Annotated in this window: 19 protein-coding genes; 11 read left to right on the forward strand and 8 right to left on the reverse strand. The window is 73.8% G+C overall.

Features of this window, described 5'->3' with window-relative positions; translation table 11 throughout:
- Positions 1 to 35: 35 nt before the first annotated feature.
- Positions 36 to 1,949 (forward strand): alpha/beta hydrolase, encoded by a 1,914-nt coding sequence (locus PATMI_RS0111165; RefSeq protein ID WP_026910952.1) that lies wholly within the window; start codon positions 36 to 38, stop codon positions 1,947 to 1,949.
- 76 nt (positions 1,950 to 2,025) lie between these two features.
- Here the strand turns inward: PATMI_RS0111165 and PATMI_RS0111170 are convergent, their stop codons facing one another.
- From PATMI_RS0111170 to PATMI_RS0111190, 5 genes are all read right to left on the reverse strand, one after another.
- Positions 2,026 to 6,489 carry a multifunctional oxoglutarate decarboxylase/oxoglutarate dehydrogenase thiamine pyrophosphate-binding subunit/dihydrolipoyllysine-residue succinyltransferase subunit gene (locus tag PATMI_RS0111170; protein ID WP_026910953.1) on the reverse strand — a complete coding sequence of 1,488 codons (4,464 nt, stop codon included), beginning with the start codon at positions 6,487 to 6,489 and terminating at the stop codon, positions 2,026 to 2,028.
- 241 nt (positions 6,490 to 6,730) lie between these two features.
- On the reverse strand, positions 6,731 to 7,090 hold the full coding sequence (locus PATMI_RS0111175) for a hypothetical protein (protein ID WP_026910954.1): 360 nt from the start codon (positions 7,088 to 7,090) through the stop codon (positions 6,731 to 6,733).
- Positions 7,087 to 7,743, reverse strand: a complete 657-nt coding sequence (locus PATMI_RS0111180) for an NUDIX hydrolase (RefSeq protein WP_036725708.1) — start codon at positions 7,741 to 7,743, stop codon at positions 7,087 to 7,089. Before PATMI_RS0111180 ends, PATMI_RS0111175 begins: the two co-directional genes overlap by 4 nt.
- An 81-nt stretch (positions 7,744 to 7,824) precedes the next feature.
- A complete protein-coding gene (locus PATMI_RS0111185; RefSeq protein ID WP_051471386.1) occupies positions 7,825 to 9,426 on the reverse strand; it encodes a Ppx/GppA phosphatase family protein in 1,602 nt (533 codons plus the stop codon).
- Positions 9,426 to 9,803 carry a VOC family protein gene (locus PATMI_RS0111190; RefSeq protein ID WP_026910957.1) on the reverse strand — a complete coding sequence of 126 codons (378 nt, stop codon included), beginning with the start codon at positions 9,801 to 9,803 and terminating at the stop codon, positions 9,426 to 9,428. The genes PATMI_RS0111185 and PATMI_RS0111190 overlap by 1 nt, the downstream gene beginning before the upstream one ends.
- A 349-nt stretch (positions 9,804 to 10,152) precedes the next feature.
- Between PATMI_RS0111190 and PATMI_RS34410 the strand changes: the two genes are divergently transcribed.
- The 4 genes from PATMI_RS34410 to PATMI_RS0111210 all read left to right on the forward strand — a co-directional run bounded on the left by PATMI_RS34410 (position 10,153) and on the right by PATMI_RS0111210 (position 15,648).
- The gene (locus tag PATMI_RS34410; protein WP_169738356.1) at positions 10,153 to 12,066 is read left to right on the forward strand and encodes a M1 family metallopeptidase; all 1,914 of its coding nucleotides are present in this window, start codon (positions 10,153 to 10,155) and stop codon (positions 12,064 to 12,066) included.
- 40 nt (positions 12,067 to 12,106) lie between these two features.
- Positions 12,107 to 12,895 (forward strand): MBL fold metallo-hydrolase, encoded by a 789-nt coding sequence (locus tag PATMI_RS34415; RefSeq protein WP_051471390.1) that lies wholly within the window; start codon positions 12,107 to 12,109, stop codon positions 12,893 to 12,895.
- A gap of 156 nt (positions 12,896 to 13,051) precedes the next feature.
- The gene (locus PATMI_RS29290; protein ID WP_051471392.1) at positions 13,052 to 14,041 is read left to right on the forward strand and encodes a hypothetical protein; all 990 of its coding nucleotides are present in this window, start codon (positions 13,052 to 13,054) and stop codon (positions 14,039 to 14,041) included.
- A 152-nt stretch (positions 14,042 to 14,193) separates the two neighbouring features.
- Entirely contained in the window at positions 14,194 to 15,648 is a 1,455-nt protein-coding gene (locus PATMI_RS0111210; RefSeq protein ID WP_084269868.1) for an ABC1 kinase family protein, read from the forward strand.
- Between the two features lie 39 nt (positions 15,649 to 15,687).
- Here PATMI_RS0111210 and PATMI_RS29295 read toward each other — a convergent pair whose 3' ends face one another.
- The 3 genes from PATMI_RS29295 to PATMI_RS0111225 form a co-directional block, all read right to left on the reverse strand.
- On the reverse strand, positions 15,688 to 16,896 hold the full coding sequence (locus PATMI_RS29295; protein ID WP_051471394.1) for an MFS transporter: 1,209 nt from the start codon (positions 16,894 to 16,896) through the stop codon (positions 15,688 to 15,690).
- 130 nt (positions 16,897 to 17,026) lie between these two features.
- Positions 17,027 to 17,653, reverse strand: a complete 627-nt coding sequence (locus tag PATMI_RS34420) for a TetR/AcrR family transcriptional regulator (RefSeq protein WP_026910959.1) — start codon at positions 17,651 to 17,653, stop codon at positions 17,027 to 17,029.
- Positions 17,650 to 18,480, reverse strand: a complete 831-nt coding sequence (locus PATMI_RS0111225) for an MOSC domain-containing protein (RefSeq protein ID WP_026910960.1) — start codon at positions 18,478 to 18,480, stop codon at positions 17,650 to 17,652. Before PATMI_RS0111225 ends, PATMI_RS34420 begins: the two co-directional genes overlap by 4 nt.
- Before the next feature lie 265 nt (positions 18,481 to 18,745).
- On the opposite strand from PATMI_RS0111225, the gene PATMI_RS0111230 reads away from it, so the two are divergent.
- From PATMI_RS0111230 to mnhG, 6 genes are read left to right on the forward strand one after another with little or no spacing between them, the layout of a single operon-like run.
- Positions 18,746 to 21,754 carry a Na+/H+ antiporter subunit A gene (locus PATMI_RS0111230; RefSeq protein WP_026910961.1) on the forward strand — a complete coding sequence of 1,003 codons (3,009 nt, stop codon included), beginning with the start codon at positions 18,746 to 18,748 and terminating at the stop codon, positions 21,752 to 21,754.
- On the forward strand, positions 21,751 to 22,227 hold the full coding sequence (locus tag PATMI_RS0111235; protein ID WP_026910962.1) for a Na(+)/H(+) antiporter subunit C: 477 nt from the start codon (positions 21,751 to 21,753) through the stop codon (positions 22,225 to 22,227). The genes PATMI_RS0111230 and PATMI_RS0111235 overlap by 4 nt, the downstream gene beginning before the upstream one ends.
- Positions 22,224 to 24,014 carry a Na+/H+ antiporter subunit D gene (locus PATMI_RS29305; protein ID WP_245604151.1) on the forward strand — a complete coding sequence of 597 codons (1,791 nt, stop codon included), beginning with the start codon at positions 22,224 to 22,226 and terminating at the stop codon, positions 24,012 to 24,014. The genes PATMI_RS0111235 and PATMI_RS29305 overlap by 4 nt, the downstream gene beginning before the upstream one ends.
- Positions 24,011 to 24,586: a Na+/H+ antiporter subunit E gene (locus PATMI_RS29310; protein ID WP_245604152.1), complete on the forward strand. Its 576-nt coding sequence runs from the start codon at positions 24,011 to 24,013 to the stop codon at positions 24,584 to 24,586. The genes PATMI_RS29305 and PATMI_RS29310 overlap by 4 nt, the downstream gene beginning before the upstream one ends.
- Positions 24,583 to 24,918, forward strand: a complete 336-nt coding sequence (locus PATMI_RS29315; RefSeq protein ID WP_084269869.1) for an MrpF/PhaF family protein — start codon at positions 24,583 to 24,585, stop codon at positions 24,916 to 24,918. Before PATMI_RS29310 ends, PATMI_RS29315 begins: the two co-directional genes overlap by 4 nt.
- The gene (gene mnhG, locus PATMI_RS0111255) at positions 24,915 to 25,298 is read left to right on the forward strand and encodes a monovalent cation/H(+) antiporter subunit G (protein WP_026910963.1); all 384 of its coding nucleotides are present in this window, start codon (positions 24,915 to 24,917) and stop codon (positions 25,296 to 25,298) included. The genes PATMI_RS29315 and mnhG overlap by 4 nt, the downstream gene beginning before the upstream one ends.
- The last annotated feature ends 9 nt before the right edge of the window (positions 25,299 to 25,307 follow it).

Below are 25,307 nucleotides of genomic sequence, written 5' to 3' on the forward strand. Positions count from 1 at the left end.
TCCACGGACGGCGGCCGGTGCGAGAGGATCCCCGCATGCGTACGTGTGTCGTCCCGGGGGCCGCGCGGCCCCACCCATCGTCGACCGGCCGTTCACCGCGCGCCCTGGCCGGGAGCCTCCTCCTCGCCCTGGCCGTCGTCCTGGGCCACGCCGGTGCGGCGGGCGCCGCGTCGTCCGCCGACCTCCCCGCCCCGGCGCTCGCACCGGCGGGCTGCCCGTCGGACGCGAAGGGCCGGTTCGTCTGCGGCGTGCTGCCGGTGCCGCTCGACCACTCCGGCGGCATCGCCGGAGGGCTCGGGCTCAAGGTGATGGTCCAGAACCCGACGACCGAGGCCCAGAAGCACCAGCTGCTCGTCGTGCTCTCCGGCGGCCCCGGGCAGTCGGGTGCCGACGACGGGGCCACCGCGCTCGAGCAGGTGCGCTCGCCCGCGAGCTCCCGCGTCGTGACGATCGACCAGCGCGGCACGGGGGCCGGCGCGCTCGTCTGCCCGGCGCTCGCGCGGGTCTCGGCCCAGGCCCTCCGGAACGGCACCTGTGCCGGACAGCTCGGTGACCGCCGCCGGTTCTTCACCACCCGCGACACGGTCGCCGACCTCGAGCTCCTGCGCCGCACCCTCGGAGCCGACCGGATGGTGCTGATGGGCACCTCGTACGGCACGTTCGTCGCCCAGCAGTACGCGCGGATCCACCCGGCTACGACCGCGGGGCTGATCCTCGACTCGCCGGTGCCGGCCGCCGGCGTCGAGGCGTTCGGGACGACCGGCTACGCCGCGATCCCGCAGATGCTGCGCAACCAGTGCGGCGGCGGTCGGTGCCGGGGCGTGACACGGGACCCGGTCGCGGACCTCCGGACGGTCGCGAAGCGACTCGCCCACAGGACGCTCACCGCGAGGATCTTCTCGACGACCGGCAAGCGGTTCACGTACCGGCTGCGCGGCCACGACGCGCTGCTCGGGCTCCTGTCGGAGAGCGACCTTAACCCGTACCTCCGTGGCGCGCTCCCGGCGGCGCTTCGGGCGGCGGCGACGGGGGACGCCGCACCGCTCGCCCGACTCGCGGGCACCGAGGCCGGCTCGCGTCCGGATCCGCCCGCGATGTTCAGCCGCGGCCTGAACGCGGCCACGATCTGCCTCGACTCGCCCCTGCCCTACGGGTTCGCGATGACCGCGGCCGACCGCGAAGCCAGGATCGCAGCGGCGCTCGGGGCCGTGCCCGCGGGGTCGTACGCCCCGTTCTCGCGGCAGGACGTCCTCGGCGGCAGCGTCGCCGACTTCTGCGCCGGCTGGCCGGCGGACGGAGTGGCGCCGCCGTCGACCGCACCGATCCCGGCGACGGTCCCGACGGTGGTCCTGAGCGGCGAGGACGACCTGCGCACGCCACTCGCAGACGCCCGCGCGCTGACGGCCCAGATCCCGGGCGCCACCCTGCACCGCTTCCCCGGCGTCGGGCACTCGGTCCTCGGGTTCGACGACAGCGGCTGCGCGCGGCGGATCGTCCAGCAGCTCCTCGCGGGCACCGTCGCCCCGACCGGCTCGTGCGGCGCGTCCGACAACCGGTACCGGACGGAGGCGCTCCCGCCCCGGCGCCTGTCCGCACTGCCCCGGATCCGGGGCGTGTCGGCGGGCGCCGGGCGCGTCGTCAATGCGGTCTTCTCGACGATGCAGGACGCCGGGTTCCACGACGGGCTCCACCGACAGGCGGACGCCGGGACGCGTGGGGGCGGCCTGCGGGGCGGGTCCTACCGGTCGACCTCGAAGGGCTACGTCCTGCGTCGCTACGCGCTGGTCCCGGGCGTCCGCGTCACCGGCCGGTTCTCGTACCGTCCGCGCGGATTCTCCGCGACGGTCCGCGTGAACGGTCCGGGGCGGCTGGACGGCCGCCTGCGGATCACGCCGACCCGGGTGCGCGGCACCATCGGCGGCGTACGCCTGCGGCTCGTGAACCGCTGACCCCCCGGAACGCCGAACGCCCGGCGGGTGCCGGGCGTTCGGTCCTGCGTGCGGCGCCGTCGTCCGGCGTGCGCGACTACCTGTTGCCGGGGCTGCGCTTCGGGAACTGCGACACCGGGGCGGACGCGTCGAGCGCCGTCTTGGCGATGCGGTTCTGCTCGATCGTGTGCGCGGCCGGGTAGCCCTCGGACGGGGAGGCGCGCTCGGGGCGACCGACGTAGCCGATGGCCAGGTGGTCGGGGAGGATCTGCTGCAGCCGCGGGGCCATGAAGGCGCGGGCGCCCATGTTGCGCGGCTCCTCCTGGACCCAGACGACCTCGCGCAGGTTCGGGTACGCGCCGATCAGGTCGCGCAGGCCCTGCTCCGGGAAGGGGTAGAGCTGCTCGATGCGGCCGATCGCGACCTGGGCGTTGTCCTGGCGCATCTCGTGCTGGCGGAGGTCGTAGAAGACCTTGCCGGTGCAGAGGATGAGCCGGGTCACCGCGCCGGGGTCGACCCCGGGCTCGCCGAGGACCGGGAAGAACCGGGTCTCGGAGAGGTGCTCGATGCGGTTGCGGGCCTGGGGGAGACGCAGGAGCGACTTCGGCGTCATCACGACGAGCGGCCGCGGCTTCTCGATCAGCGCCTGGCGACGGAGCAGGTGGAAGTACTGCGCCGGGGTCGTGACGTTCGCGACGCGGATGTTGCCCTCGGCGGCGAGCTGGAGGAAGCGCTCGACGCGGCCGGAGGAGTGCTCCGGGCCGGCGCCCTCGTAGCCGTGCGGCAGCAGCATCGTCAGACGCGACGTCTGGCCCCACTTGGCCAGGCCGGAGACGATGAACTGGTCGATGATGACCTGGGTGCCGTTGACGAAGTCGCCGAACTGGGCCTCCCACAGCACCAGCGCCTCGGGCGCCTCCTGCGAGTAGCCGTACTCGAAGCCAAGGCACGCGACCTCGGACAGCGGCGAGTTGTGGAGCTCCATCGGGGCCTGGGCGCCCGGGAGGTTCCGGATCGGCGCGTAGCCCTTGCCGTCGCGCGAGTCGTGCAGGACGAGGTGGCGCTGCGAGAACGTGCCGCGCTCGGAGTCCTGACCGGTCAGGCGGACGGGGACGCCCTCCTTGATCAGCGACGCGTAGGCCAGGGCCTCGGCGTGCGCCCACTCGATGCCGCCCTCGGGGCCGAGCGCGTCACGACGCTTGTCGAGCTGCTTCTTGAGCTTCGCGTTCCACTGGAAGTCCTCCGGGACCGTGAGCAGCTGCTCGTTGATCTCGGTCAGCTCGGCCTTGGAGACCTTGGTGTCGGGCTCCTCGGAGCGCGAGCGGTCCATGAGGTAGGTGCCCGTGGCGGACGTGTCGATCGTCCCGCCGGCCTCCTGCCACTCCTTGACCTTCTTCTTGACGCTCTGGTGCAGCTCGGTGAGGTTGTCGTTCACCGCCTGCCGCTGGCTGTCGACGGCGTCCTTGCTGAGGACCTCCTCCGACACCAGGCGCTCGGCGTAGAGCTCCGACACGCGGGCGTGCTTCTTGATCGTCTCGGCCATGACGGGCTGCGTGTACGCGGGCTCGTCGGACTCGTTGTGCCCGTAGCGGCGGTAGCCGATCAGGTCGATCAGGACGTCGTGGCCGAACTCCTGGCGGAACGCGAACGCGAGGCGCGTGGCGTTGATGCAGGCCTCGACGTCGTCGGCGTTGACGTGGATGATCGGCACGTCGAAGCCCTTGGCGAGGTCCGAGGACCACTTCGTCGAGCGCGAGTCCGTCGGGTCGGTGGTGAAACCGACCTGGTTGTTGCAGATCAGGTGGACCGCGCCGCCGACGCGGTAGCCCTCGAGCGCCTGCAGGTTCAGCGACTCGGCGACGACGCCCTGGCCCGGGAAGGCCGCGTCGCCGTGGAGGATGATCGGCAGCGCGACGTCCTCGTCGCGCGGGCCCGACGCCTGGCCGCGGTCGGTCTGCACGGCGCGGGCGGCGCCGAGGACGACCGGGTTGACGAACTCGAGGTGCGACGGGTTGCTCTCGAGGACCACGCCGATCGACTTGCCGTCGGGCAGCTCGTAGCGGCCGGACGCGCCGTGGTGGTACTTGACGTCGCCGGTGCCGCCCTGGAGGTCCTGGGTGACGGTCTTCGCCGCGGCGATGACGGAGCCGCCCTCGAACTCGGTGAAGAGGGCGTCGTACGGCCGGCCGAGGTTGTGGGCCAGCACGTTCAGGCGGCCGCGGTGGGCCATGCCGATGATGACCTCCTGTGCGCCGGCGCGGGCGCCCGCGAGGTGGATCAGCTCGTCGATGACGGGGACCGTGATGTCGAGGCCCTCGATCGAGAAGCGCTTCTGGCCCAGGTAGGCCTTCTGCATGAAGCGCTCGAACGTGTCGACCTGGATCAGGCGGCCGAGCAGGCCCTTCTTGCTCTCCGGCGAGAGCGGTTTGCGGTACTCGCCGGACTCGATCTTCTCCCGCAGCCAGACGCGCTGCTCGTTGTCGGAGATGTGCTCGACCTCGTACGCGGTCGAGCCGCAGTAGACGTCGCGCAGCTGCGGCAGGACGTCGGCGAGGGTCTCGCCGCCGACGAACGTGCGGAGGATCGACGCCGGGATCTGCTTCGTGTGCTCCTCGTTCAGGCCGAGGCGCTCGAGGTCGACGCCGATCTGGCGGGCGATCTCCTCCGGCGTGCGGTCCGAGGCGGCCTCGAGCGGGTCGAGCTTCGCCAGCAGGTGGCCGTGCGAGCGGATCGCGCGGATCAGCGACGTGGCGGCCTGGACGGCCTGCAGCAGCTCGATCGACGGCGCGCCGCCCTGCGCGACGGCCGTGGCGGCGGCACCGGCACCGGCGACGCCGGCCTGCAGCTTGGGCTCCGGCTTCCCGATCGCCGGGCCGAGCGCGGCGCCGAGGTCGGCGAACGCCTGCTCGTAGAACTCGTGGTCGCCCTGGAGGTACTCCTCGACGACCTTCAGGAACTGGCCGGACTGGGCGCCCTGGATGATCCGGTGGTCGTACGTCGAGGTCATCGACATGACCTTCTCGGCGCCGATCAGCTCGCCGACCTCGCCGAGGCCGACGGGGTAGGCGATCGAGCCGGTCGCGACGATCGTGCCGTTGCCGGTCATCAGGCGCGGGACGGACGCGACGGTGCCGATGCCGCCCGGGTTCGTCAGCTGGATGTTCGCGCCCTGCAGGTCGTCGCCCGTGAGCTTGTTGTCGCGCGCCTTGGCGATCAGCTCGTTGAAGGCGTCGAGGAAGCCGCGGAAGCCGAGGCGGCCGGCATCCTTGATCACCGGGACCATCAGCGTGCGCTTGCCGCGGCGCTCGACGTCGACGGCGATGCCGAGGTTGACCTGCCCGTGGTCGACGAGGATCGGGTTCCCGTCCTCGTCCTTCTCGTACGTCAGGCCCATCGCGGGCATCTGCTCGGTCGCGGCGCGGGCGATCGCGTAGCCGATGAGGTGCGTGAAGGAGACCTTCTCGCCGGCGGCCTTCAGCTGCTTGCGGCGGCCGTCGAGCGTCGTGATCGTGATCGTGCGGAACGACGTGGCGGTCGGGACGGTCAGCGACTCCTCCATCCCGCGGGCCAGCGCCGAGGCGCCGCCGCGGATCGGGGTGCGCGTGACCTCCGCGGCCGAGCGGCCGCCGTTGGCCTTGGCGGTGAGGACGTCGTCCTTCGTGATCCGGCCCTGGGGGCCCGTGCCGCGGACGCCGGTGAGGTCGACGCCCTCGACGCCGGCGACGCGTGAGGCGACCGGGCTGACCTTCAGGTCGTCCGGGACCGTGCCGGAGCCGTTGCCGTTGCCACCCGTGGTCGGCGAGACGGACCCCGTGCCCTCGGTCGCCGTGGCGGCGTCGGGGACGGACGTCGGCGCGTTGCCGCCGCCACCGGTGGAGGCCCCGGCGCGGATGTGGCCGATGACCTCCTGCGGGTGGATCGTGTCGCCGTCGGCGAAGAGCTTCTTCTCGAGCACGCCGCCGACCGGCGCGGGGAGCTCCATGTCGACCTTGTCGGTCGAGACGACGAGGACGTCGGCGCCCTCCTCGACGGTGTCGCCCTCCTCGACGAGCCACTCGAGCAGCGTGGCCTCGGTGACCGAGTCGCCGGCGGACGGGGTGACGATGTCGACGAGCTCGCCGGCGGACGCGCCCTCGGCGTCGCCGCCGGCCTCCTTGGCGGCGCCGTCGCTGGAGGCGCCGGCCTCGGAGGCGTTCGAGGACGTGGCGTCGGCGCCGCTGTCCGGGGACCCGGCGTCGCCGGAGCCGTTCGACGAGCTCGCGGCCGCGTCGCCCGAGCCGCCGGACCCGGAGTCGCCCGAGCCGCCGGACCCGTTCGGGTCGATCTCGCCGACGACCGTGCCGGACTGCACCGTCTCGCCGTCCTTGGAGTGGATGACGACGAGGACGCCCGAGGCCGGAGCGGGGATCTCAGCGTCGACCTTGTCGGTCGAGATGACCACGAGGTCCTCGCCCTCGGTGACCTGGTCCCCGGGCTCCTTCAGCCACTCGAGCACCGTGCCCTCCGCGACGGACTCGCCCATCTGCGGGAGGATGACCTGGACCGTGGTGCCTGTTGCCATGAGACATCGAACCTAGCACTCTGGTTCTCGGCCGGAGTTGGCGCAGGGACACACCCGAACCCGCTTGCGCACAGGTGTTCGGGCCGCTTCCGTCGTACGGGGGAGGTGCGCCCACCGGGAGGGTCAGGGCGCGTGGTACGACCGTGGGGGACCACACCGTCGGCGGCCACGGCGCATCGGCCGTCGTGATCGGGCGATCCGGTCGTGGGCCGGCGGGAGCGGTCGCCGGCCGGCGCGGACGTCAGGCGCGGGACGCCCGTTCGCGGCGCCGCTGCTCCACCACGAACCCGGCCGATCCGACGAACGGGCCGACCGCGCCGATCACCGCGACGCACCCGGCGAGCCACACGGGGATCACACGGGCGCGGAGGGCGGCGAGCGTCAGCACGCACATGATGATCCAGCCCCACCCGTGCCCCCACCCGAGCGCGGTCTTCACCCAGGTGTCGTTCCCGCCGATCCAGCAGGCGAGCAGCCCGACGTAGATCGCGGAGTGGAGGAACGAGCACCACTTCATGACGGTGAACGACGGCGCGAGCGCCGCCAGGCCCGGGCGCGTGCCGTCGGCACCGGTGCGCTCGGGGATCCGGCCGAGGCTCACCCGAGGTCCTGCACGGCCCGGGCGAGCTGGCGCAGCGCCGGCTCGGCGTGGTCGGGCCACGCGTCGACGTCCGCCGGCCACCACTCGTGGGCGTCGTGCTCGGGGTCGCGGTCGAGCGTCGCGTCGCCGGCGACCCAGGCGATCCCGACGAACATCACGAGGTCGCTGGGCAGGAGGACGAGGGACAGGCCCTGCAGGCGCTCGGGCCGCAGCTTCCACTCCTCCTCGAGCTCGCGTTCCAGGGTGTGCATCGGCGACTCGCCCGGGTCGACCGCCCCGCCGGCACCGAGGCTCCAGCGCCCGGCCCAGGTGGCGACCCACGCCGCGCGGCGCCCGGCGAGCCAGCGGCCCGCGGCGTCGCGGACCACGCACTGCCCGGTCATCGAGCGGGACGCGCCGCCGGGCAGGAGCCGGAGCGCCCACCGGACGGGCTCGAGCTCCAGGTGCAGGCGGCCGCGCTCGTCGACGCGGTGGCCCGCCAGGCGCGTCGAGATCCCGTCGTGACTGGGGGAGTCGCGGTCCTTCAGGCGCTGGATCGCCTCGTCGGCGGCCCGGATGTCCTCGGCGGGCGCCTCGTACTCGTCCTGCAGCCACGTGTACGTCACCTCGTCGGCCGACCAGGGGCCGGACGCGAGGATGGTGGGGCCCGTCATCCCGGCGATTCTACGTGGCGCTCCCGCACCGGGCCACGGGTCGTCGACACCCGGCCGGTCGCGGACGTCGCCCGCAGGGCGTCAGGCCGCGCCCTCGGTGACCTCGAGGTCGACCCCGAACGCGCGCTTCACCAGCGCCGCCTGGCCCTCGGCCGCCCAGCGCGCGACCGGCGCGCCGTCGACGCCGCAGGCCATGTGCAGCAGCAGGCGGTCGCCGTCGCGCCGCAGGGTGACGGACCGGACGGCACCGTCGTGCCCGCGCTCCAGACCCTCCGCCATCCGCAGCAGCGCCACCAGGCGGACGAGCCGCTCGTCGTCGCCGTCGCCGAGCAGCGGACGGAACGGCCCCATCGTCGGGTTGCCCTTGCGGTGGTACCGGATCGCCTGGCCGACGACCGCGGTCTCCGCCGGCGAGAAGCCGGGGAGGCCGTTCGTGACGAGCAGGTACCGCCCGTGCTTGTGGTGGTCGTCGTAGCCGACCGCCATGCCGATGTCGTGCAGCGCCGCGGCGGCGGAGACGAGCCCGCGCTCCTGCGGCCCGCCGTCGTGGACCCCGATCGCCGCCAGGCCGTCGAAGAGCTCCAGCGCCAGCTTCTCCACGTGCGCGGAGTGGCGGGGGTCCTCGTCGTACCGGGCGGCGAGGTTGCGGACCGCGGCGTCGCGCACGTCGGGGTAGGCGGCCAGGCCGGTGGCCGCGGCCTGCCCGGCGAGCAGCCGGTCGAGGAAGACGCCCTCGCGCAGCCCGAACTCGGTCGCCTCGATCGCGTCGACGCCCGCCGTGTCGAGCACGGTGTCGATCGTGACGGCCGCGCCGAGGATGACGTCGGCGCGGGACGGCTTGATCCCGGGGAGGGACCCGCGCTCCTTCGGCGGCAGCTCCGCGAGGGCCTCGATCAGCTGCCCCAGGGCCTCGCGGTCGACCCGCACGCCCTGGACGCCGAGGTCCGTGGCGCCGTGGTGGTGCCGGGTCGCGGTCGCCAGGTTGCGGACCGCGCCGCCGACGCCGACGAGGCGGTCGCCGAGGTCCGCGACCCACGGCGCGCGGGCCAGCTCGTCCTGCACGTGCTTGCGGAGCGCCTTCAGCTGGCCCGGCTTCGTGGGTCCGTGGCCGGGGAGGAACTGCTCGGTCGTCCGGACCGCCCCGAGGCGCCAGGACCCGCTGTCGGTGGCGTGCCGCCCCCGGGTGCGCGCGAGCTGCATCGACCCGCCGCCGATGTCCAGGACGCCGCCGTCCGACAGCGTCGTCGAGTTGATCGCCGCGACGTGGCCGTAGGCGGCCTCCTCGCTCTGGCTCAGCACGCGGGGGCGCAGCAGCGTCTGGGTGCGGGTGTCGCCGAGGATGTCGTCCTGGTTCGGGGCGTCGCGGATCGCGCTGGTCGCGACGGCGTCGATGCGGTCGGACGTCAGCTCGTGCGACCGGCAGAAGTGGTCGAACAGCTGGATCGCGACGAACGCCCGCCGCAGGCCGCGTGGTTGGAGCTCGCCGTTCGGGCCGAGGTCCGCGCCGATGCGCACCGGCTCGTAGAGCTCCGCGGTCTGTCGCCACGCGCCGCCCGGCACCCGGGCGGCCGACGGATCGACCGCGTAGACGACCATCCGGAACGTGTTGGAGCCGAGGTCGACGACCGCTCGGCGGGACGACAGGAAGCGGTCGCCCCCCATCCCGAGGCCGGGGGTGGGCATCAGTCGCCCGCGTCGATCAGCTCGATGCGGTACCCGTCCGGGTCGCGCACGAAGCAGATCCGCGAGCCGCCCTCGCGCACGCGGTACGGCGGCTTCTCCGGGGTGATGCCCTGGCCCTCGAGGGCCTCCAGGGTGGCGTCCAGGTCGCTCGACGTGATCGCGATGTGCCCGTAGCCGGTGCCGATCTCGTACGACGAGACGCCGTGGTTGTACGTGAGCTCGAGGCGGGCACCGTCGCCCGGGAGGCCCAGGAAGACGTTGGTCGCGTCGCTGCCGATCGGCATCCGCCGGAGCTCCTCGAAGCCCAGCGCCGCGTAGAACGCGACGGACCGATCCAGGTCGCCGACGCGGTAGCAGGTGTGGATCAGTGCGGGCATCGACCGCGAGGCTAGCGATCGGGGGAGACGGGGCACGGGCCCACGGCGACGCGCGGCGTCCGGTGGCCGCCGTCCTCCGCCCGATGGGTGCGGCGGGGCCGCGTCGCCTTGTCCGGCCGGACGGGGTCGGCCGCCCGGGGGTTCGCGAGAATCCACGGTCCAGGCCGCCCGGTGACCTCATCGCCGGTGCGGTACCTCCTCCTCCCCAGGAGTCCCGATGTCCCCGAAGACGCCCCCGCGTCGCCCAGCCCGCGCACTCCCGGTGGCCGCCGTGGCGGTGCTCGCCGTGGTCCCGGCCGGTGCGTCGGCCGCCGCGCGGCCGAAGCCGGCGAGGCTGACCGTCACGAGCGTGAGCTCGCCGCCATCAGGCCTGAAGGCGGGCGACCGCTTCACCGTGACCGGCAAGGTCCGGAACACCGGCGGCACGAGCAGCCCGGCGACCGTCGCGCTCGAGCTCCGCGCCGGATCGAGCCCGAAGGTCGTCTCCCCGCTCGGCGGTGACACGATCGCCAAGGTCCGTCCCGGCACCACCCGGACGTTCCGGGCCCGCGTCACCGTCGGGCGGACCGTCCGGTTGAAGAGCCGCGACGCGACCTCCTACCTGCTCGCGGCGTGCGTGCGCCCGAGGCGCGGGTCCTCCGCCGTCTCGTGCCGCAAGGCCTCCGGGCGGTCCTCCGTCGCCGCGCCGCCCGCCGAGGTCGTCCCGGCACCTGCGCCGCCCGCGACCCCGGCGCCGACGCCCGCGACGCCGTCGCCGACCACCCCGACCACCCCGGCGCCCGATCCCACGGTCTTCACGTCCGGGGCCCGGACCCTCGGCGACACGCTGTTCCCGACGATCGGCAACGGCGGCTACGACGCGCAGCACTACGACCTCGACCTCCGGTACACCGTCGCGTCGAAGTTCCTCCGCGGCACCGTGACGATGACGGCCGTCGCCACGCAGGACCTCTCCGACTTCTCCCTCGACCTGACGGAGACCAACGACGTCGCGTCCGTGACCGTCGACGGCGCGCCGGCGTCGTTCGCGCTGGACCCCGTCGACGACAAGCTCGTCGTCACCCCGCCCGCCGGGCTGCACGAGGGGTCGACCTTCCGGGTGGCGGTGGCCTACGGCGGGATCCAGACCCCCTTCATCGACCCCGACGGCTCCTCCGAGGGCTGGATCCCGGACGCGGACCTCGGCGCGACGGCGGTCGGTGAGCCCGTCGGCGCGATGGGCTGGTTCCCGAACAACAACGTGCCGTTCGACAAGGCGACCTACACGACGCGGATGACGGTGCCGTCGGACTTCAGCGTCCTCGGCACCGGGGTGCTGAAGTCGAAGGAGGCCACCGGCACGGCCGACGCGCCGACGTCCACCTTCGTCTGGGACGACACCGACCCGACCGCGAGCTACCTGTACTCGGTGTCGATCGGGCGCTTCACGCTGAACTCGCCGGACCCGGCGGCACCGGTCCTGACGTCGCCCGCGGCGGGCGGCCTCAACACGCCGGTCCCGTTCTACACGGCGATCGACGGCTCGTTCATCCCGGCCTCGAAGGCCGCCATCCAGGCGAAGCTCGACCGCACGCCGAGCATCCTCGACTACTACGCGGACTACTACGGCGTGCAGTACCCGTTCTCCGCCGCGGGCGGCGTGGTGCCGCTCGTCGACGTCGGCTACTCGCTGGAGACGCAGGGCAAGCCGACCTACGCGACCACGACCGACACGACCTCGACCGGCGTCGGGATCTCCACGGTCGCCCACGAGAACGGCCACATGTACTTCGGCGACGGCGTGACGCTCACGCAGTGGAAGGACATCTGGCTGAACGAGGGCATGACGGAGTTCACGTCCTGGCTCTGGCAGGCGAACGTCGAGAACGGCACGACGCTGGCGGCCCGGTACGCGTCGAACTACACGAACTCGCGGTCCACGACCTACTGGCGCATCGCCCCGGCGAACCCGCCCACGGCCGCGGACATCTTCAACACGAACGCGATGTACAACCGCGGCGCGACGACGATGCTCTCCATCCACGACATCCTGGGCGAGCAGCGTTTCAAGGACATGATGCACCGCTGGCTGACGGAGAACATGTACGGGAACGTCACCACGGAGCGGTTCATCGCGCTCGTGAAGGAGACCGACCCGACCCGGGCCGCGCGCTGGACGGAGTTCTTCCGCCAGTGGCTCTACACGAGCTACACGGGGACGCCCGCCAACGGGAACAAGCCGTCGATCAACGTCGGCAACTTCGACACGTTCGTCCTGCCGTAGCGGAAGCGGGGCGGGGAGGGGATCTGCGAGCATCGGCCCCATGGCCGACCTCGTCGTGGAACGCATCGAGATCCCCTCCTTCGTGGGCAACTCCTACGTCGTCGGGTTCGCCGGAGGGCCGTGCGCGTTCATCGACGCCGGCGCCGACGCGGCGAAGATGAGCGAGGCCGCCGCGCGGCACGGGATGACGCCCGCGGCGGTGCTCCTGACGCACCACCACTACGACCACGTGTCGGAGCTCGAGGAGATCCTCGACCGCATCGGCAAGGTCGACGTGATGATCCACGAGTTCGAGCAGCCGCTCGCCGAGGAGTTCGCCACCGGCTACACGGCGAACATCGAGCACCGCGAGCTGATCCGGATCGGCGACGACCTCGAGCTCCGCGCGATCGCGACGCCCGGCCACACGAAGGGCATGCTGAGCTTCCTCGGCCACGGCCACGTGTTCACGGGCGACACGCTCTTCCGCGAGTCGGTCGCCGGCGTCCGAGCCCCCGGCCACACGACGTTCGAGGACCTGCGCTCCTCGATCATGGACACGCTGCTCGACCTGCCCGACGAGACGGTCGTCGTCTCCGGTCACGCCGCCCCGTCGACGATCGGCCACGAGCGCGAGCACAACCCCTTCGTCCGCGTCTGGGACGGCACGGACCCCGAGGGCGACGAGCCGGTGATCGTGTCGCTGCCCGACGACGACGGCGAGTCCGCCGACCACGAGGTCCGCCTGGTCCTCGAGGCCGCCGACTACGACGGCGGCACGAAGTGCTGGATCCGGTGGCCGGACGGTTCGGACGATCTCGTGCCGGGCAGCAAGGTCCGCCGTCCCTAGACGGTGAGGCCCGAGACGAGATCGGCACTGCAACGTTCGGGTGCTGACGATCTCGTCCCGGGCAGCAAGGTCCGCCGTCCCTGAGGCCTCGGGGCCCGTATGAGGGTTCCCTGAGAGGCCACATCCCGCGGCGGTGCGGTCGCGTACGATCGCCCGATGCATTCCCGGTACGCCACGCGATGGCCCCGCGTGGCGGCCGTCGCCGCCACCGCCCTGGTGGTCGCCGCGCTCCCCGCCCTGACCCCTCGATCAGCCGGGGCCGCGGACCGCGGCAACGTCTACGCCGGGTGCCGGATCCTGCCCGCCGACAGCCCGTGGAACACGCGGGTCGACAAGCGGCCCGTCGACCCGATGTCCTCGGCGTACATCGCGTCGGCCGGGTCGTGGCGCAACCTCTCCTGGTCCTACGGCACGTCCGCCGGCTCGGCCTACGCGCTCCCGGTGAACGTCGCCGGCCCGACGCAACCCGCGGTCGACGTGCCGCAGACCATGTTCCACACCGACCCGGGGCCCTACCCGATCCCGTCGGACGTCCGGGTCCAGCCGGGGAGCGATCGGCACGTGGTGATCGTGCAGCGCGGCACCTGCCGGCTGTTCGAGCTCTACCACGCCCGCCGGGAGGACGGCCGGTGGCAGGCGGACAGCGGCGCGATCTGGGACCTCACCCGGAACGAGCAGCGCCCCGGCGGCCGGACGTCCGCCAACGCCGCCGGCCTGCCGGTCTTCCCCGGTGTCCTGAACCAGAACGACGCGCGGCGCAGGACGATCACCCATGCGCTGGGCGTCACGCTCCCGGAGATCCAGGACACCTGGGTGCCGCCGGCGTCGCACTCCGACGGCAAGCGGACCGAGTCGCGCTTCATGCCGATGGGCACCCGGCTGCGGCTGCGGTCGAGCTTCCGGCTGTCGCGCCTGCCGCGCCAGGCCCGGATCATCGGCACCGCGCTCAAGCGCTACGGCCTGATCGTCACCGACACCAGCGGCACCCCCGACAACCGCCAGTACGACGGCGTGAACATCGACGGCGAGGCGTCCCGGTACTTCGACGAGGCGTCCCGGCTGGCGCTGTACGGCCTGCACCTGCGGGACTTCGTGGTCGTCCGCCACGCCGGGCCGCAGCGCCGGCTGGCGGACCTCGAGCCCTGACGGGGACGGGCCCGCCGGCCGGGCAGCGCCGCCGCTGCGGGCGGCTCGACGAGTGCCTGCGCGCCACCTCGGGCCCCCCTGCACCCGGGCCGGGGTCCGCCGTCCGGCCCGGAGCGCCTGACGGGCGGCCGACCCCGGGTACGATCGACCGCATGGCGGAGCGACGCGGGTGGCGCAAGGGGACGGACGCCTCTCCCGAGGGGGACGAGGAGACCGCGGCGATCCCGACGGGCCGCTACCGCCGGGCCGCCTCGCTGGGCCGCCTCGCCGCCCGGGCCGCCGTCCGCGACGGCGCCACGCGCGTCACGAACTACGGCCGCACCGACGAGGAGCGCGGGCGCCGGATGTCGGAGCAGCAGTTCCGCACCGCCGAGCAGATCGTCGACGTGCTCGGGACGATGAAGGGCGCGGCCATGAAGATCGGCCAGGTCCTGAGTTTCATGGACGTCGGCCTCGTGCCGCCGGAGCACCGCGAGGAGTTCCAGAAGAAGCTCTCGAAGCTGCGGGACATGGCGCCCAGCGTGGCCTTCAAGGACATGCGCAAGGTCATCGAGGCCGACATGGGCATGAAGCTGAAGGAGGTCTTCGCGGAGTTCGACGAGGAGGCGATCGGCGCCGCGTCGATCGGCCAGGTCTACAAGGCCCGGCTGCACGAGCGCCCGAAGGGCTGGAGCACCGACGTCGCCGCCGTGAAGGTCCAGTACCCGGGCATCGACGCGGCCGTCCGGTCGGACCTCCAGAACCTCGGCCTGATCCTCCGCTTGGCGAAGGCCGTCGCGCCGGGCCTCGACGTCCAGTCCGTCGGGGACGAGATCCGCGAGCGCACGATCGAGGAGCTCGACTACGAGCTCGAGGCCCAGAACCAGCGGACGATGGCGCGCGCGCACCGCGGCCACCCGTTCGTCTTCGTCCCCGAGGTCGCCACCGAGCTCTGCGGCAAGCGCGTCACGGTCACCGAGTTCGTCGAGGGCGAGGGCTTCGACGCCTGGCAGGAGAAGGGCCAGGACGAGCGCAACCGCCTCGCCGAGATCGTCTTCCGCTTCTACTACGGCGGCGTCTGGCGGGACGGGCAGTTCTCCGCCGACCCGCATCCGGGCAACTCGATCCTGATGGCCGACGGGCGCGTCGCGTTCCTCGACTTCGGGCTCTTCCACCGCATCTCGCGCGACATGGTGCAGGCGCAGGCGGAGACGATCCGGCTGTGCCTCGCCCGCGACGGGGACGCCCTGCTCCGGCACATGCAGGAGATCCGGTGGATCCCGCCGTCCGCCGGCTTCACCCCGGAGGACGCGCTGGAGATCGCCGAGAAGCTCGTCTGGTTCGCGATGGACGACGAGGACGCCCGACTGGCGCCCGAGCACGTCGCCGAGATGGTCTTCGAGGTCTCCGATCCCCGCTCGCCGCACTGGTCGAAGGTCCGCCGTGCCACCGTGCCGGCCGAGTACGTGTGGTCGCTGCGCCTCGGCGGGATGGCGATCGCGGTCTGCTCCCAGCTGGACGCCAGCCTGAACTACCACCGCATCGTCCGCGAGTGGCTGATGGGCGATCAGCCGCTCGGCGAGCTGGGCGCCGCGGAGTCCGCCTGGCTGGAGGAGCGCGGGCGCTGACCGGCGGTCCGGGCACACCGTGCCTCGAGGCCGGTGCGTTCAGGCGGCCGGCCGGAGCACCGAGCGGAACGCCGCGACCCCGAGCCCGGCGAGCCCGATCGCCAGTGCGCCCGCGGCGAACGCGGCGTGCGGGCTCGCCGCGCCGACCAGGAGTCCCGCCAGCGCCGCGCCCGAGGCGGCACCGGCGTAGAGCCCGCTGCCCAGCCAGGTGAACGCCTCGGTCGCGGTGCCGTCGGCGGCGAGCTGCCCGCAGAGCGAGTAGACGACGGTGAACAGCGGGGCGATCGCTCCGCCGGCCAGGACGAGCCCGAGGCCCAGCAGGACGAGGTTCGGTGCGACGGCGAGCAGGCCGTGCCCCGCGGTGCAGAGCAGCACGAGCAGGAGCAGCGTCCGCTCCGGCGAGCCCGGGCCCGGTCCGCGGTGCGCCGTGATCAGGCCGGCGACGAGGCTGCCCAGGCAGTAGGCCGCCAGGAGCAGGCCGACGGCGCCGGGGTCCCCGGCCTCCTCCGCGGCCGCGGTGATCGCGAGCTCCACGGCCCCGAACATGACGCCGAGACCGACCGTGATCGCCAGGAGCGCCCGGATCGACCCGAGCCGCATGGGCCCGGCACCGGCCGTCCGGCGGGTGCCCGTCGCCGCGACGGCGCGGGGCTCCGGCGCCGCCGCGAACAGCAGCGTGGCGGCCAGCAGGACGACCGCCGCGACGCCGAGACCGAGCGCCGGGTCGTGCGCCGCGATCAGGCTGATGAACACGAGCGGCCCGACCATGAACGTGATCTCCTGCACCGACGCCTCGACCGCGAGCGCCGCATGGCGGACCGCGGGGTCGGGGACGATCCGGCCGAGCAGGGCCCGCAGGCACGCGGCGATCGGCGGCTGGGTGGCGCCGGCGACGAGCGCGAACGGCAGGAGCGCCCACGCGGGGGTCGTGCCCGGGAGGAGCGCGGCGAGCACCATCGCGGCACCCGCCACGATGCCGGTCACCGCGAGCACGCCGGACTGCCCGACCCGGTCGATGACGCGCCCCAGGAGGGGCCCGCCGGCCGCCATGCCGAGACCGGCGACGCCGGACACCGCGCCGGCGAGCGCGTAGCTGCCGCCGAGGTCGCGGGTCCGGAGCAGGAACAACAGCGCCAGCACCGCCTCTGGCGCGCGGGCGACGAGCGACAGGCCGAGCAGCCGCGCGACCCCCGGGCTGCGGAGGGCGGCGACCGCGGGACTGCGCGGGGTGGCGGGCACCGAGGACACGCCTCGAGCCTAACTGATGGAGATATCAGTAGGACGCGAGGTCGCGGGTCTTCCGGGCGCCGGGTTCGAGTCCGTGCCGCCGTGGGCCGGAGCTCGCCGCGTCGCGGCTCCGGGGCGGGACTGGTGCGCGCTAGCGGAGCGCCCCGTCCAGCGCGTCGGTCAGCACGCCGCGGGCGCCCTCGTCGTCGACGAGTCCGCAGTTCAGCGCCGGGCCGAGCCCGTCGGACACCGTGATCAGGAGCAGCGCGACGCGGTCGGGGTCCACGTGGGCCGGCACGTCCTCGCCTGCGCGACCGTCGCGGAGGAGTCCGGCGAGCGTGGCGATCCACGCGGCCTGCCGGGCGCTGACGGCCTCGCGGACGACGGGGGAGAACCGGGCGCGCGAGCTCACCTGGCTCCAGAGCTCCCAGCCGTCGCCGCCGGCGAGCAGGCCGTCCTCCCGCTGCTCGTCCCCCGGGATCGTGGCGCGGCGGAGGAAGCGGACGATCGCGGTGCGGCCGGGCTCGGCCTCCCGGGCGTCGGCCTCGACGGCGGCGAGCTCGCGCTCGTCGACCCGGACGAAGGCCTCGGCGATCAGCGCGTCGCGGTCGTCGACGTGGGAGCTGACCAGCGGCTGCGAGACCCCGGCCTCGTCGGCGACGTCCTGCAGCCGGAACGCGTGGACCCCGTGGGCGACGATCGCGCGGGCCGCGGCCTCGAGGATCGTCTCCCGGCGCTCGGCGTGGGTCAGGCGGGTGCGTGGGGGCCCGGAGCTCACCCCGTGATCATCCCAGGGCCCGGGTCCAGCACCCGCAGCTCGTCGCCGAGCGCCACACGACCGGGTTCGAGGACCGCGAGGTAGATCCCGGCGTCCGCGCCGTTGCGGGCGCCGATCCGCTTGAGGACGGTGGTGTCGCGCGGGAGCTCGCCCTCGCCCTGCGCGCGGGTCGTCATCACGCAGCGTCCGGTCGTCTCGACGGCGCGCAGGAGGGCCCCGCCGACGCGGAACGTCGTCCCGATCCAGCGGTCCTCCGCGAAGCCGCTGACGCCGTCGGGGGTGCGGACGACGAGGTTCGGCCGCAGCCGCCGGGGATCGAGGGCCTCGCGCTCGCCGGGCGCGCCGGTGTCGTCGCTCGCGAGGGCCTCGAGCGTGGCGGTCGTGAGGAGGTGCAGCGGCGCCGCGTCGTGGTGGCGGCCCCACCGGCGCCCGCCGTCCCCGTGGTCGAAGCGCAGGGTCCGCCCGAGGTGCGCGGACAGCGCGGCGTCGGCCTCGGGCGTCCCCGCCGTGAACGCCCGGCCGTCCGGGAGGGCCACGGCGACCGCGGGGCCGTCGGTCGAGGACGCGCCCGGGCCGCCCGCCGCGCTGCCCGTGCCGGCCGCCGCGCCGACCGTCGTCGCCCGCAGGTCGAGCATCCCGTCGTACAGCCGCCAGCGGGCTTTGTTCGTCTTCGCCGAGACCCAGTGGTCCTCCGCGTCGAGGAGCGCCCAGGACCGGTCGCCCGCGAGGCCGCCGGGCTCGAGCGTCGCCTCCTCCAACCGCTCGCCGAGCATCGACTTGACCGGGAACCGGAACAGCGTCGCGACGGTGCCGAGGACGGCGGACATCGATCGAGGGTACTCCGGCGTCGACGGCGGCCCCGCGCCGCCGGCCGGTCCGGGAATGCACGCCAGGACCACGCATTCCCCGACGGGCACCCGCTCGGACGCCCCGCTCCGCGGAGCCCCCTCCGACCCGTGAACAGGTGGTTGCCGAGCCAACGACCGACTCCGTACACGCCACGATCTGCGACCATGTCCCCTTGCGGTGGTGCTCAGAAGGTCGGCTGCGTAGACGCCGAACGCGCCCCTGCCCGAACGCCGGAGCGCGCCCGTGATCGGGGTCCTCGTGGCCCACGCGCTCGCTGCGCTGATCGCACCATGGCTCGTCGGCCGGATAGGGCTGAAGGCCTTCCCCGTGCTGGCGCTCGTGCCCGCCGGCGCTGTCGTCTGGGCGGCCGCGAACACGTCCGACGTGACGGCCGGCCGGGCCTCGGAGAGCGTCCACCAGTGGGTCCCGAGCCTCGGCATGGAGCTCGCGTTCCGGCTGGACCCGCTGTCGCTCCTGATGACGTTCGTCGCCGCCGGCGTCGGCTCGCTGGTGCTGGCGTACTGCGGGCGCTACTTCGCGGCGGACGAGCAGGGGCTCGGGCGCTTCGCCGCCGTGCTGGTGGCGTTCGCCGGGGCGATGATCGGGCTCGTCCTCAGCGACGACCTGCTGCTCCTCTACGTCTTCTGGGAGCTCACGACGGTCCTGTCGTTCCTGCTCGTCGGGCACAACGCGGACCGCCAGGGCGCACGCCGCGCGGCGATGGACGCCCTGATCGTCACGACCTTCGGCGGGCTGGCGATGCTCGTCGGCGCCGTGATCGTCGGCGAGGCCGCGGGCACGTACCGGATCTCCGAGATCGTGGCGAACCCGCCCGGGGGCACGACGGTGTCGATCGGCGTGGCGCTGCTGCTCGTCGGCGCGCTCTCGAAGTCCGCGCTCGTCCCGTTCCATTTCTGGCTGCCCGGCGCGATGGCCGCGCCGACGCCCGTCTCGGCGTACCTCCACGCGGCGGCGATGGTGAAGGCCGGCGTCTTCCTCGTCGCCCGCCTGGCGCCCGCGTTCGCCGACCTCGACGTCTGGCGCTGGTCGATCCTCGTCCTCGGCCTCACGACGCTGCTCCTCGGCGCGCTCAGGGCGCTCCGGCAACACGACCTCAAGCTGCTGCTCGCGTACGGCACCGTCAGCCAGCTGGGGCTCCTCACGGTCCTCGTCGGGCAGGGGTCGCGCGACGTCCTGCTGGCCGGGCTCGGGCTGCTGCTCGCCCACGCGCTCTACAAGTCCGCGCTGTTCCTGACCGTCGGGATCATCGACCACGACACCGGGACCCGCGACCTCCGCGTCCTCAGCGGGCTCGGCCGCACCCGCCGGCGCCTGGCCGTGATCGCGGGCCTGGCCGCGGCGTCGATGGCCGGGATCCCGCTGTTCGCGGGCTTCGCGGCGAAGGAGACCGCGTTCGACGCGCTGCTCCACGGCGACACCGTCGACGTCCTCACCCTCGTCGTCGTGCTCGTCGGCGTCGCCCTGACCGCCGCGTACGCCTGGCGGTTCTGGTGGGGGGCGTTCGCGACGAAGGACGACGTCCCCGACCGCCGGTGCACGGCGCCCCGGACGTCGTTCGAGCTCGCCCCGGCGCTCCTCGCCGGCGGCGGCCTCGTCCTCGGCGTCGGCTTCTCCGCGGTCGACGCGCTGCTCTCGCGGCACGCCGACCTCATCCCGTCCGACGAGAAGCCGCTGCACCTCGCAGGCTGGCACGGCGTCGGGCCGGCCCTCGGGCTGTCGGTGCTCGCGCTCGCGCTGGGCGCGGTCGTGGTGCTCGTGCAGCGCCGCCTGGCGGGGCGTCCGGTGCCGGCCGAGGCCCCGCGGCGCCTGGTCGACGCCCGCGTCGCCTACGTCCTGCTCGTCCGCGGCACCGAGCGCCTGTCGGTCGCGGCGGCCCGCGCGACCCAGTCCGGCTCGCTCCCCGTGTACCTGATGACGATCCTCGCGGTCTTCGGCGCCGCGATGACCACGGCCCTGATCACCGGGCTGCCGTGGAACGTCGAGCTCCGCACCTGGGACGAGCCCGCGCAGGGCGCCGTCGGCCTGCTCGTCGTCGCGGGCACGATCCTCACGCTGCGCGCCCGGCGCCGCCTGAAGGCCGTCGTCCTCAGCGGCGTCGTCGGCTACGGCGTCGCCACGCTGTTCGCGCTGCAGGGCGCCCCGGACCTCGCACTGACGCAGTTCCTCGTCGAGACCGTGACCCTCGTCGTGGTCGTCCTCGTCCTGCGACGCCTGCCGTCGCACTTCACCGGCACCGTCTCCTCGAAGCGGCGCCGCCGGGTCCACATCCTGATCGGCGTCGCCGCCGGTGCGCTGATGACGATGCTCACGCTCGTCGCCGCCGGCGCCCGCGAGGCCGCGCCCGTGTCGGAGCTGTTCGCCTCCGCGTCGAAGCTCGCGGGCGGGAACAACATCGTCAACGTGACGCTCGTCGACCTCCGCGCGTGGGACACGATGGGCGAGATCGCGGTCCTCGTCGTCGCCGCGACCGGGGTGACGAGCCTGCTGTTCCTCCGGCGCCGGTCGCGCGCGATGCCGCGCCTGAGCGACCCGGCGGCCGACAGCCCGGTCTGGGCGACCGACCCGGCGACGTCCGGGAGCGGGCCGGGTGCGGACGGCCGGACGGGATCCGCCGGGCGCGCCACGCAGGGCGGGAGCGCCCCGGTGCCGGGGCTCCTCACCGTCGTCCAGCACGCCGCCGGCGGGTCGGGGACCGCGAAGAGCGCGGAGCGCTGGCTCGTCGCCGAGAACACGCTCGCGCCCGAGCGCCGGTCGATCCTGCTCGAGGTCGTCGTCCGCCTGATCTTCCACACCGTCCTCGTCCTCAGCGTCTACCTGCTGTGGGCCGGGCACGACCTGCCGGGCGGCGGCTTCGCCGGTGGCATCGTCGCGGGCCTGGCGTTCACGATCCGGTACCTCGCCGGCGGCCGCTACGAGCTCGGCGAGGCCGCGCCGGTCGGGGCCGGGCTCGTGATCGGCCTCGGGCTCGTGATCGCCGTCGGCACCGGTCTGGCCGGCGCGATCCTCGGGGACGCGGTGCTGCAGGGCGGCGCCTGGAAGCCCGACATCCCGCTGCTGGGCACGCTGAAGCTCTACAGCTCGACGCTGTTCGACATCGGCGTCTACCTCGTCGTGGTCGGCGTCGTCCTCGACGTCCTGCGGAGCTTCGGCTCCGAGATCGACCGCCAGATCGACGAGGAGCGCCACGGACGCACCCCGACCGTCGAGCGTGCACCCGGGAGCACCCGATGAGCGTCAGCGCCGTCCTCGCGATCCTCGTCGGCGTCCTCGTCGCCGGCGGCGTGATCCTCCTGCTCGAGCGCAGCCTGACCCGCGTGCTGCTCGGCGCCGTCCTGCTCGGCAACGGCATCAACGTGATGATCCTGGCGATGGGCGGCGTCGCGAAGAACGCGCCGATCATCGGGCAGTCCGCGAAGGGCGACCAGAACGACCCGCTGCCGCAGGTGATGATCCTCACCTCGATCGTCATCACCTTCGCGATGACGGCCTTCCTGCTCGCGCTCGCGTACCGGTCCTGGCAGCTGCAGGGCCACGACGAGGTGCAGGACGACGTCGAGGACCGCCTCGTCGCGACCCGCCGCGAGGCCGAGGAGCTCGAGGACACCGGCGCCGACGCCGACCTCGAGGCCGCCGAGGACGCCCGCGCCGCGGTCGAGGAGACCCCGTCGCCCGACGACGACGCCGCACTGACGAGGGACGCATGAGCACCGCCGCGCTCGTCCCGCTCCCCGTCGTCCTGCCGCTGATCGCGGCCGGGGTCAAGTTCGCCATCGGACCGCGGCTGCCGAAGCTCCACCGCGCGATCTCCGTCGGCACGCTCTCCGCCGTCCTCCTCGTCGCGGTCCTGCTGCTCGTCGCCGCCGACCGCCACGGCCCGCAGGTCGCGGCCATCGGCGACTGGCGCCCGCCCGTCGGCATCGTGCTCGTGGCCGACCGGCTGTCGGCGCTGATGCTCCTGATCTCCGCCGCGGTGACGCTGTGCGTTCTGATCTACAGCTACGGCCAGGGCTCCGCCGACGACGAGGAGGGCCTGCCGCTCGCGGTCTTCCACCCCACGTACCTCGTCCTGTCGGCCGGGATCAGCAACGCGTTCCTGGCGGGCGACCTCTTCAACCTCTACGTCGGCTTCGAGATCCTGCTGGTCTCGAGCTACGTCCTGATCACGCTCGGCGGGACCGCTTCGAGGATCCGCTCGGGCACGACGTACGTGATCGTCTCGCTGCTCTCGTCGCTGCTGTTCCTCGCCGCGATCGGCCTCGTCTACGGCGCGACGGGCACGCTGAACATGGCCGACCTCGCGCTGAAGCTCCGCGAGCTCGACCCGAACATCCGCCTCGTCCTGGAGCTCTCGCTGCTCCTCGCGTTCGGGATCAAGGCCGCGGTCTTCCCGATGTCCGCGTGGCTGCCGGACTCCTACCCGACGGCGCCCGCCCCGGTGACGGCCGTGTTCGCCGGCCTGCTGACGAAGGTCGGCGTCTACGCGGTGATCCGCACCGAGACGCTGCTCTTCCCCGACGACGACCGCGTGGCGGCGGTCCTGATGGTCGTCGCGTTCCTGACGATGGTCGTGGGCATCCTCGGCGCCGTCGCCCAGACGGACGTCAAGCGCATGCTCTCGTTCACGCTGGTCAGCCACATCGGCTACATGATCTTCGGCGTGGCGCTCGGCTCCAGGCTCGGCCTGTCGGGCGCGATCTTCTACGCGATCCACCACATCACGATCCAGACGACCCTGTTCCTGACCGCCGGGATGATCGAGCGGGTCGCGGGCAGCACGTCGTCGGAGAAGATCGGCGGGCTCGCGAAGACCGCGCCCCTGCTCGCGATCCTCTTCTTCCTGCCCGCGATGAACCTCGCCGGGATCCCGCCGTTCTCGGGCTTCATCGGCAAGCTCGCGCTGATCCAGGGCGGCGCGCAGGACGGCTCGTGGCTGGCGTGGGTCCTCGTCGCGGGCAGCGTCGTGACGAGCCTCCTGACGCTCTACGCCGTCGGCAAGGCGTGGAGCCGCGTGTTCTGGCGCTCGCCCCGCGTCGCGATGCCGTCCGCGGCGGCAGACGACGCGGCGGGCGGATCCGGGTCGCCGAACGACGTCCGCGGCGCGACCCTCGGCGGCCGCGACATCGCGCGCGGCGGCGCCATGCCGCGCCTGATGACGGCAGCGACGGCGGCGCTCGTCGTGCTCGGGCTCGCGTTCACGGCCGTCGCGGGCCCCCTGACCGACCTCACCGACCGCGCCGCCGGCGAGCTCCGGACGCGGTCGACCTACGTCGAGGCCGTCGCGCCGGGGACGGTCGTCCGGACGGCCGACGGGTCCACCGAGGGCCCGCCCGTCCGGCTGCCGGCGGACTTCGACCGGACGTCCTCGGACGCGGGCGACCCCTTCTCGGGGCGGATCCCCGGTGCGACGGCCCTCCCGCCCCGCCCGTCGTCGGGCGGTCGCGTCGAGCAGCAGGGCGTCGGCGCGTCGGAGATCGAGCGGGGCGCCCCGTGAGCCCGGTCCGCAACATCGGCCGCCGCCTGGCGCGTCGCCGGGCCTCCGGCTCCGGGATCCTGCAGCCGCTGGCCGTCGGCTGGCTCGTCGTCCTCTGGATCCTCCTGTGGGGCCGTGTCACGCCCGGCCTGCTCGTCACCGGCCTGCTCGTCGCGGTGATCGCGATCGCGCTGTTCCCGCTGCCGCGCCTGGACGTCGAGGGCCGCGTCCGCCCGCTCCCGGCGCTGCTCTTCGGCGTCCGCTTCGCGTGGGACGTCGTCCGGGCGAGCGTCGAGGTCGCGACGCTGGCGTTCCGCCGCGACCAGGAGGCCCCGACCGCCGTCATCGGCGTGCCGCTCGTGACGCGCTCGGACCTCATGCTGACGCTCGTCTCCGAGGTCCTCTCGCTCGTGCCGGGCAGCCTCGTCGTCGAGATCGACCGCCACGACGCCATCGTCTACCTGCACCTGATCGGGGTCCGCGACCGCGAGCAGGTCGAGCGCGAGCGCCGCCGCGCCCGGGAGACCGAGGCCCGGATGATCCGCGCGTTCGGCTCCCCGACCGACCGCCGTGCCCTGGAGGCCCGCCCGTGACCGTCGTCCTCTGGATCGCCGCATCGATGCTCGGCGTCGCCGCGCTGCTGGCCCTCGTCCGGGTCGTCCGCGGCCCGTCGTCGCTGGACCGCGTCGTCGCGATGGACGTGCTCCTGTCGTGCCTGATCGGCGCGATCGGGATCGAGGCCGCCTACGGCCGCGACGGCACGACGCTGCCGGTCCTCGCGGTCCTGGCGCTCCTGGGCTTCGTCGGCTCCGTCGCGGTCGCGCGGTTCGGGGCCGACGCCGGCGACGACGACCCGGACCGCCGCGAGGAGGCCCGCGTCGAGGCGCGCCTGGAAGCGGCCCGCGAGGGACGGGAGACGCCGTGAACGACGTGCTCGACGTCGTCTCCGCGGTCTGCCTGCTGCTCGGCGCCGCGCTGTCGCTCGCCGCCGGGATCGGGGTGCTGCGGTTCCCGGACGTGCTCTCGCGCATGCACGCGGCGTCCAAGCCGCAGGTCCTCGGCCTGCTGCTGGTCCTGATCGGGGTCGGCCTGCGCCTGCGCACCGGCTTCGACATCACGACCCTCGTCCTCGTCGCAGTCTTCCAGCTCGCGACCGCCCCGGTGGCGGCGCACATGGTCGGCCGCTCGGCCTACCGGACGCGCCGCGTCCGCCGGGACCTGCTGCTCGTCGACGAGCTCGGGGAGCGCCTGGACGAGGCGGCGCGGCGGGACGGCGCGGGGGACGCGCCGCCGCCGGCGGCCTGACCCGCCCCG

This window comes from Patulibacter minatonensis DSM 18081 (genome assembly GCF_000519325.1).
GTDB classification, from domain to species: Bacteria; Actinomycetota; Thermoleophilia; order Solirubrobacterales; family Solirubrobacteraceae; genus Patulibacter; species Patulibacter minatonensis.

Coding starts and splice junctions, on each gene's coding strand:
- PATMI_RS0111225 (WP_026910960.1), bottom strand. CDS start 18,480: ATGTCCGCCGTCCTCGGCACCGTCGCGACGCTGTTCCGGTTCCCGGTC.
- PATMI_RS0111170 (WP_026910953.1), bottom strand. CDS start 6,489: ATGGCAACAGGCACCACGGTCCAGGTCATCCTCCCGCAGATGGGCGAG.
- PATMI_RS0111185 (WP_051471386.1), bottom strand. CDS start 9,426: ATGCCCACCCCCGGCCTCGGGATGGGGGGCGACCGCTTCCTGTCGTCC.
- PATMI_RS0111210 (WP_084269868.1), top strand. CDS start 14,194: ATGGCGGAGCGACGCGGGTGGCGCAAGGGGACGGACGCCTCTCCCGAG.
- PATMI_RS0111190 (WP_026910957.1), bottom strand. CDS start 9,803: ATGCCCGCACTGATCCACACCTGCTACCGCGTCGGCGACCTGGATCGG.
- PATMI_RS29290 (WP_051471392.1), top strand. CDS start 13,052: ATGCATTCCCGGTACGCCACGCGATGGCCCCGCGTGGCGGCCGTCGCC.
- PATMI_RS0111165 (WP_026910952.1), top strand. CDS start 36: ATGCGTACGTGTGTCGTCCCGGGGGCCGCGCGGCCCCACCCATCGTCG.
- PATMI_RS0111180 (WP_036725708.1), bottom strand. CDS start 7,743: ATGACGGGCCCCACCATCCTCGCGTCCGGCCCCTGGTCGGCCGACGAG.
- PATMI_RS0111235 (WP_026910962.1), top strand. CDS start 21,751: ATGAGCGTCAGCGCCGTCCTCGCGATCCTCGTCGGCGTCCTCGTCGCC.
- PATMI_RS29305 (WP_245604151.1), top strand. CDS start 22,224: ATGAGCACCGCCGCGCTCGTCCCGCTCCCCGTCGTCCTGCCGCTGATC.
- PATMI_RS34415 (WP_051471390.1), top strand. CDS start 12,107: ATGGCCGACCTCGTCGTGGAACGCATCGAGATCCCCTCCTTCGTGGGC.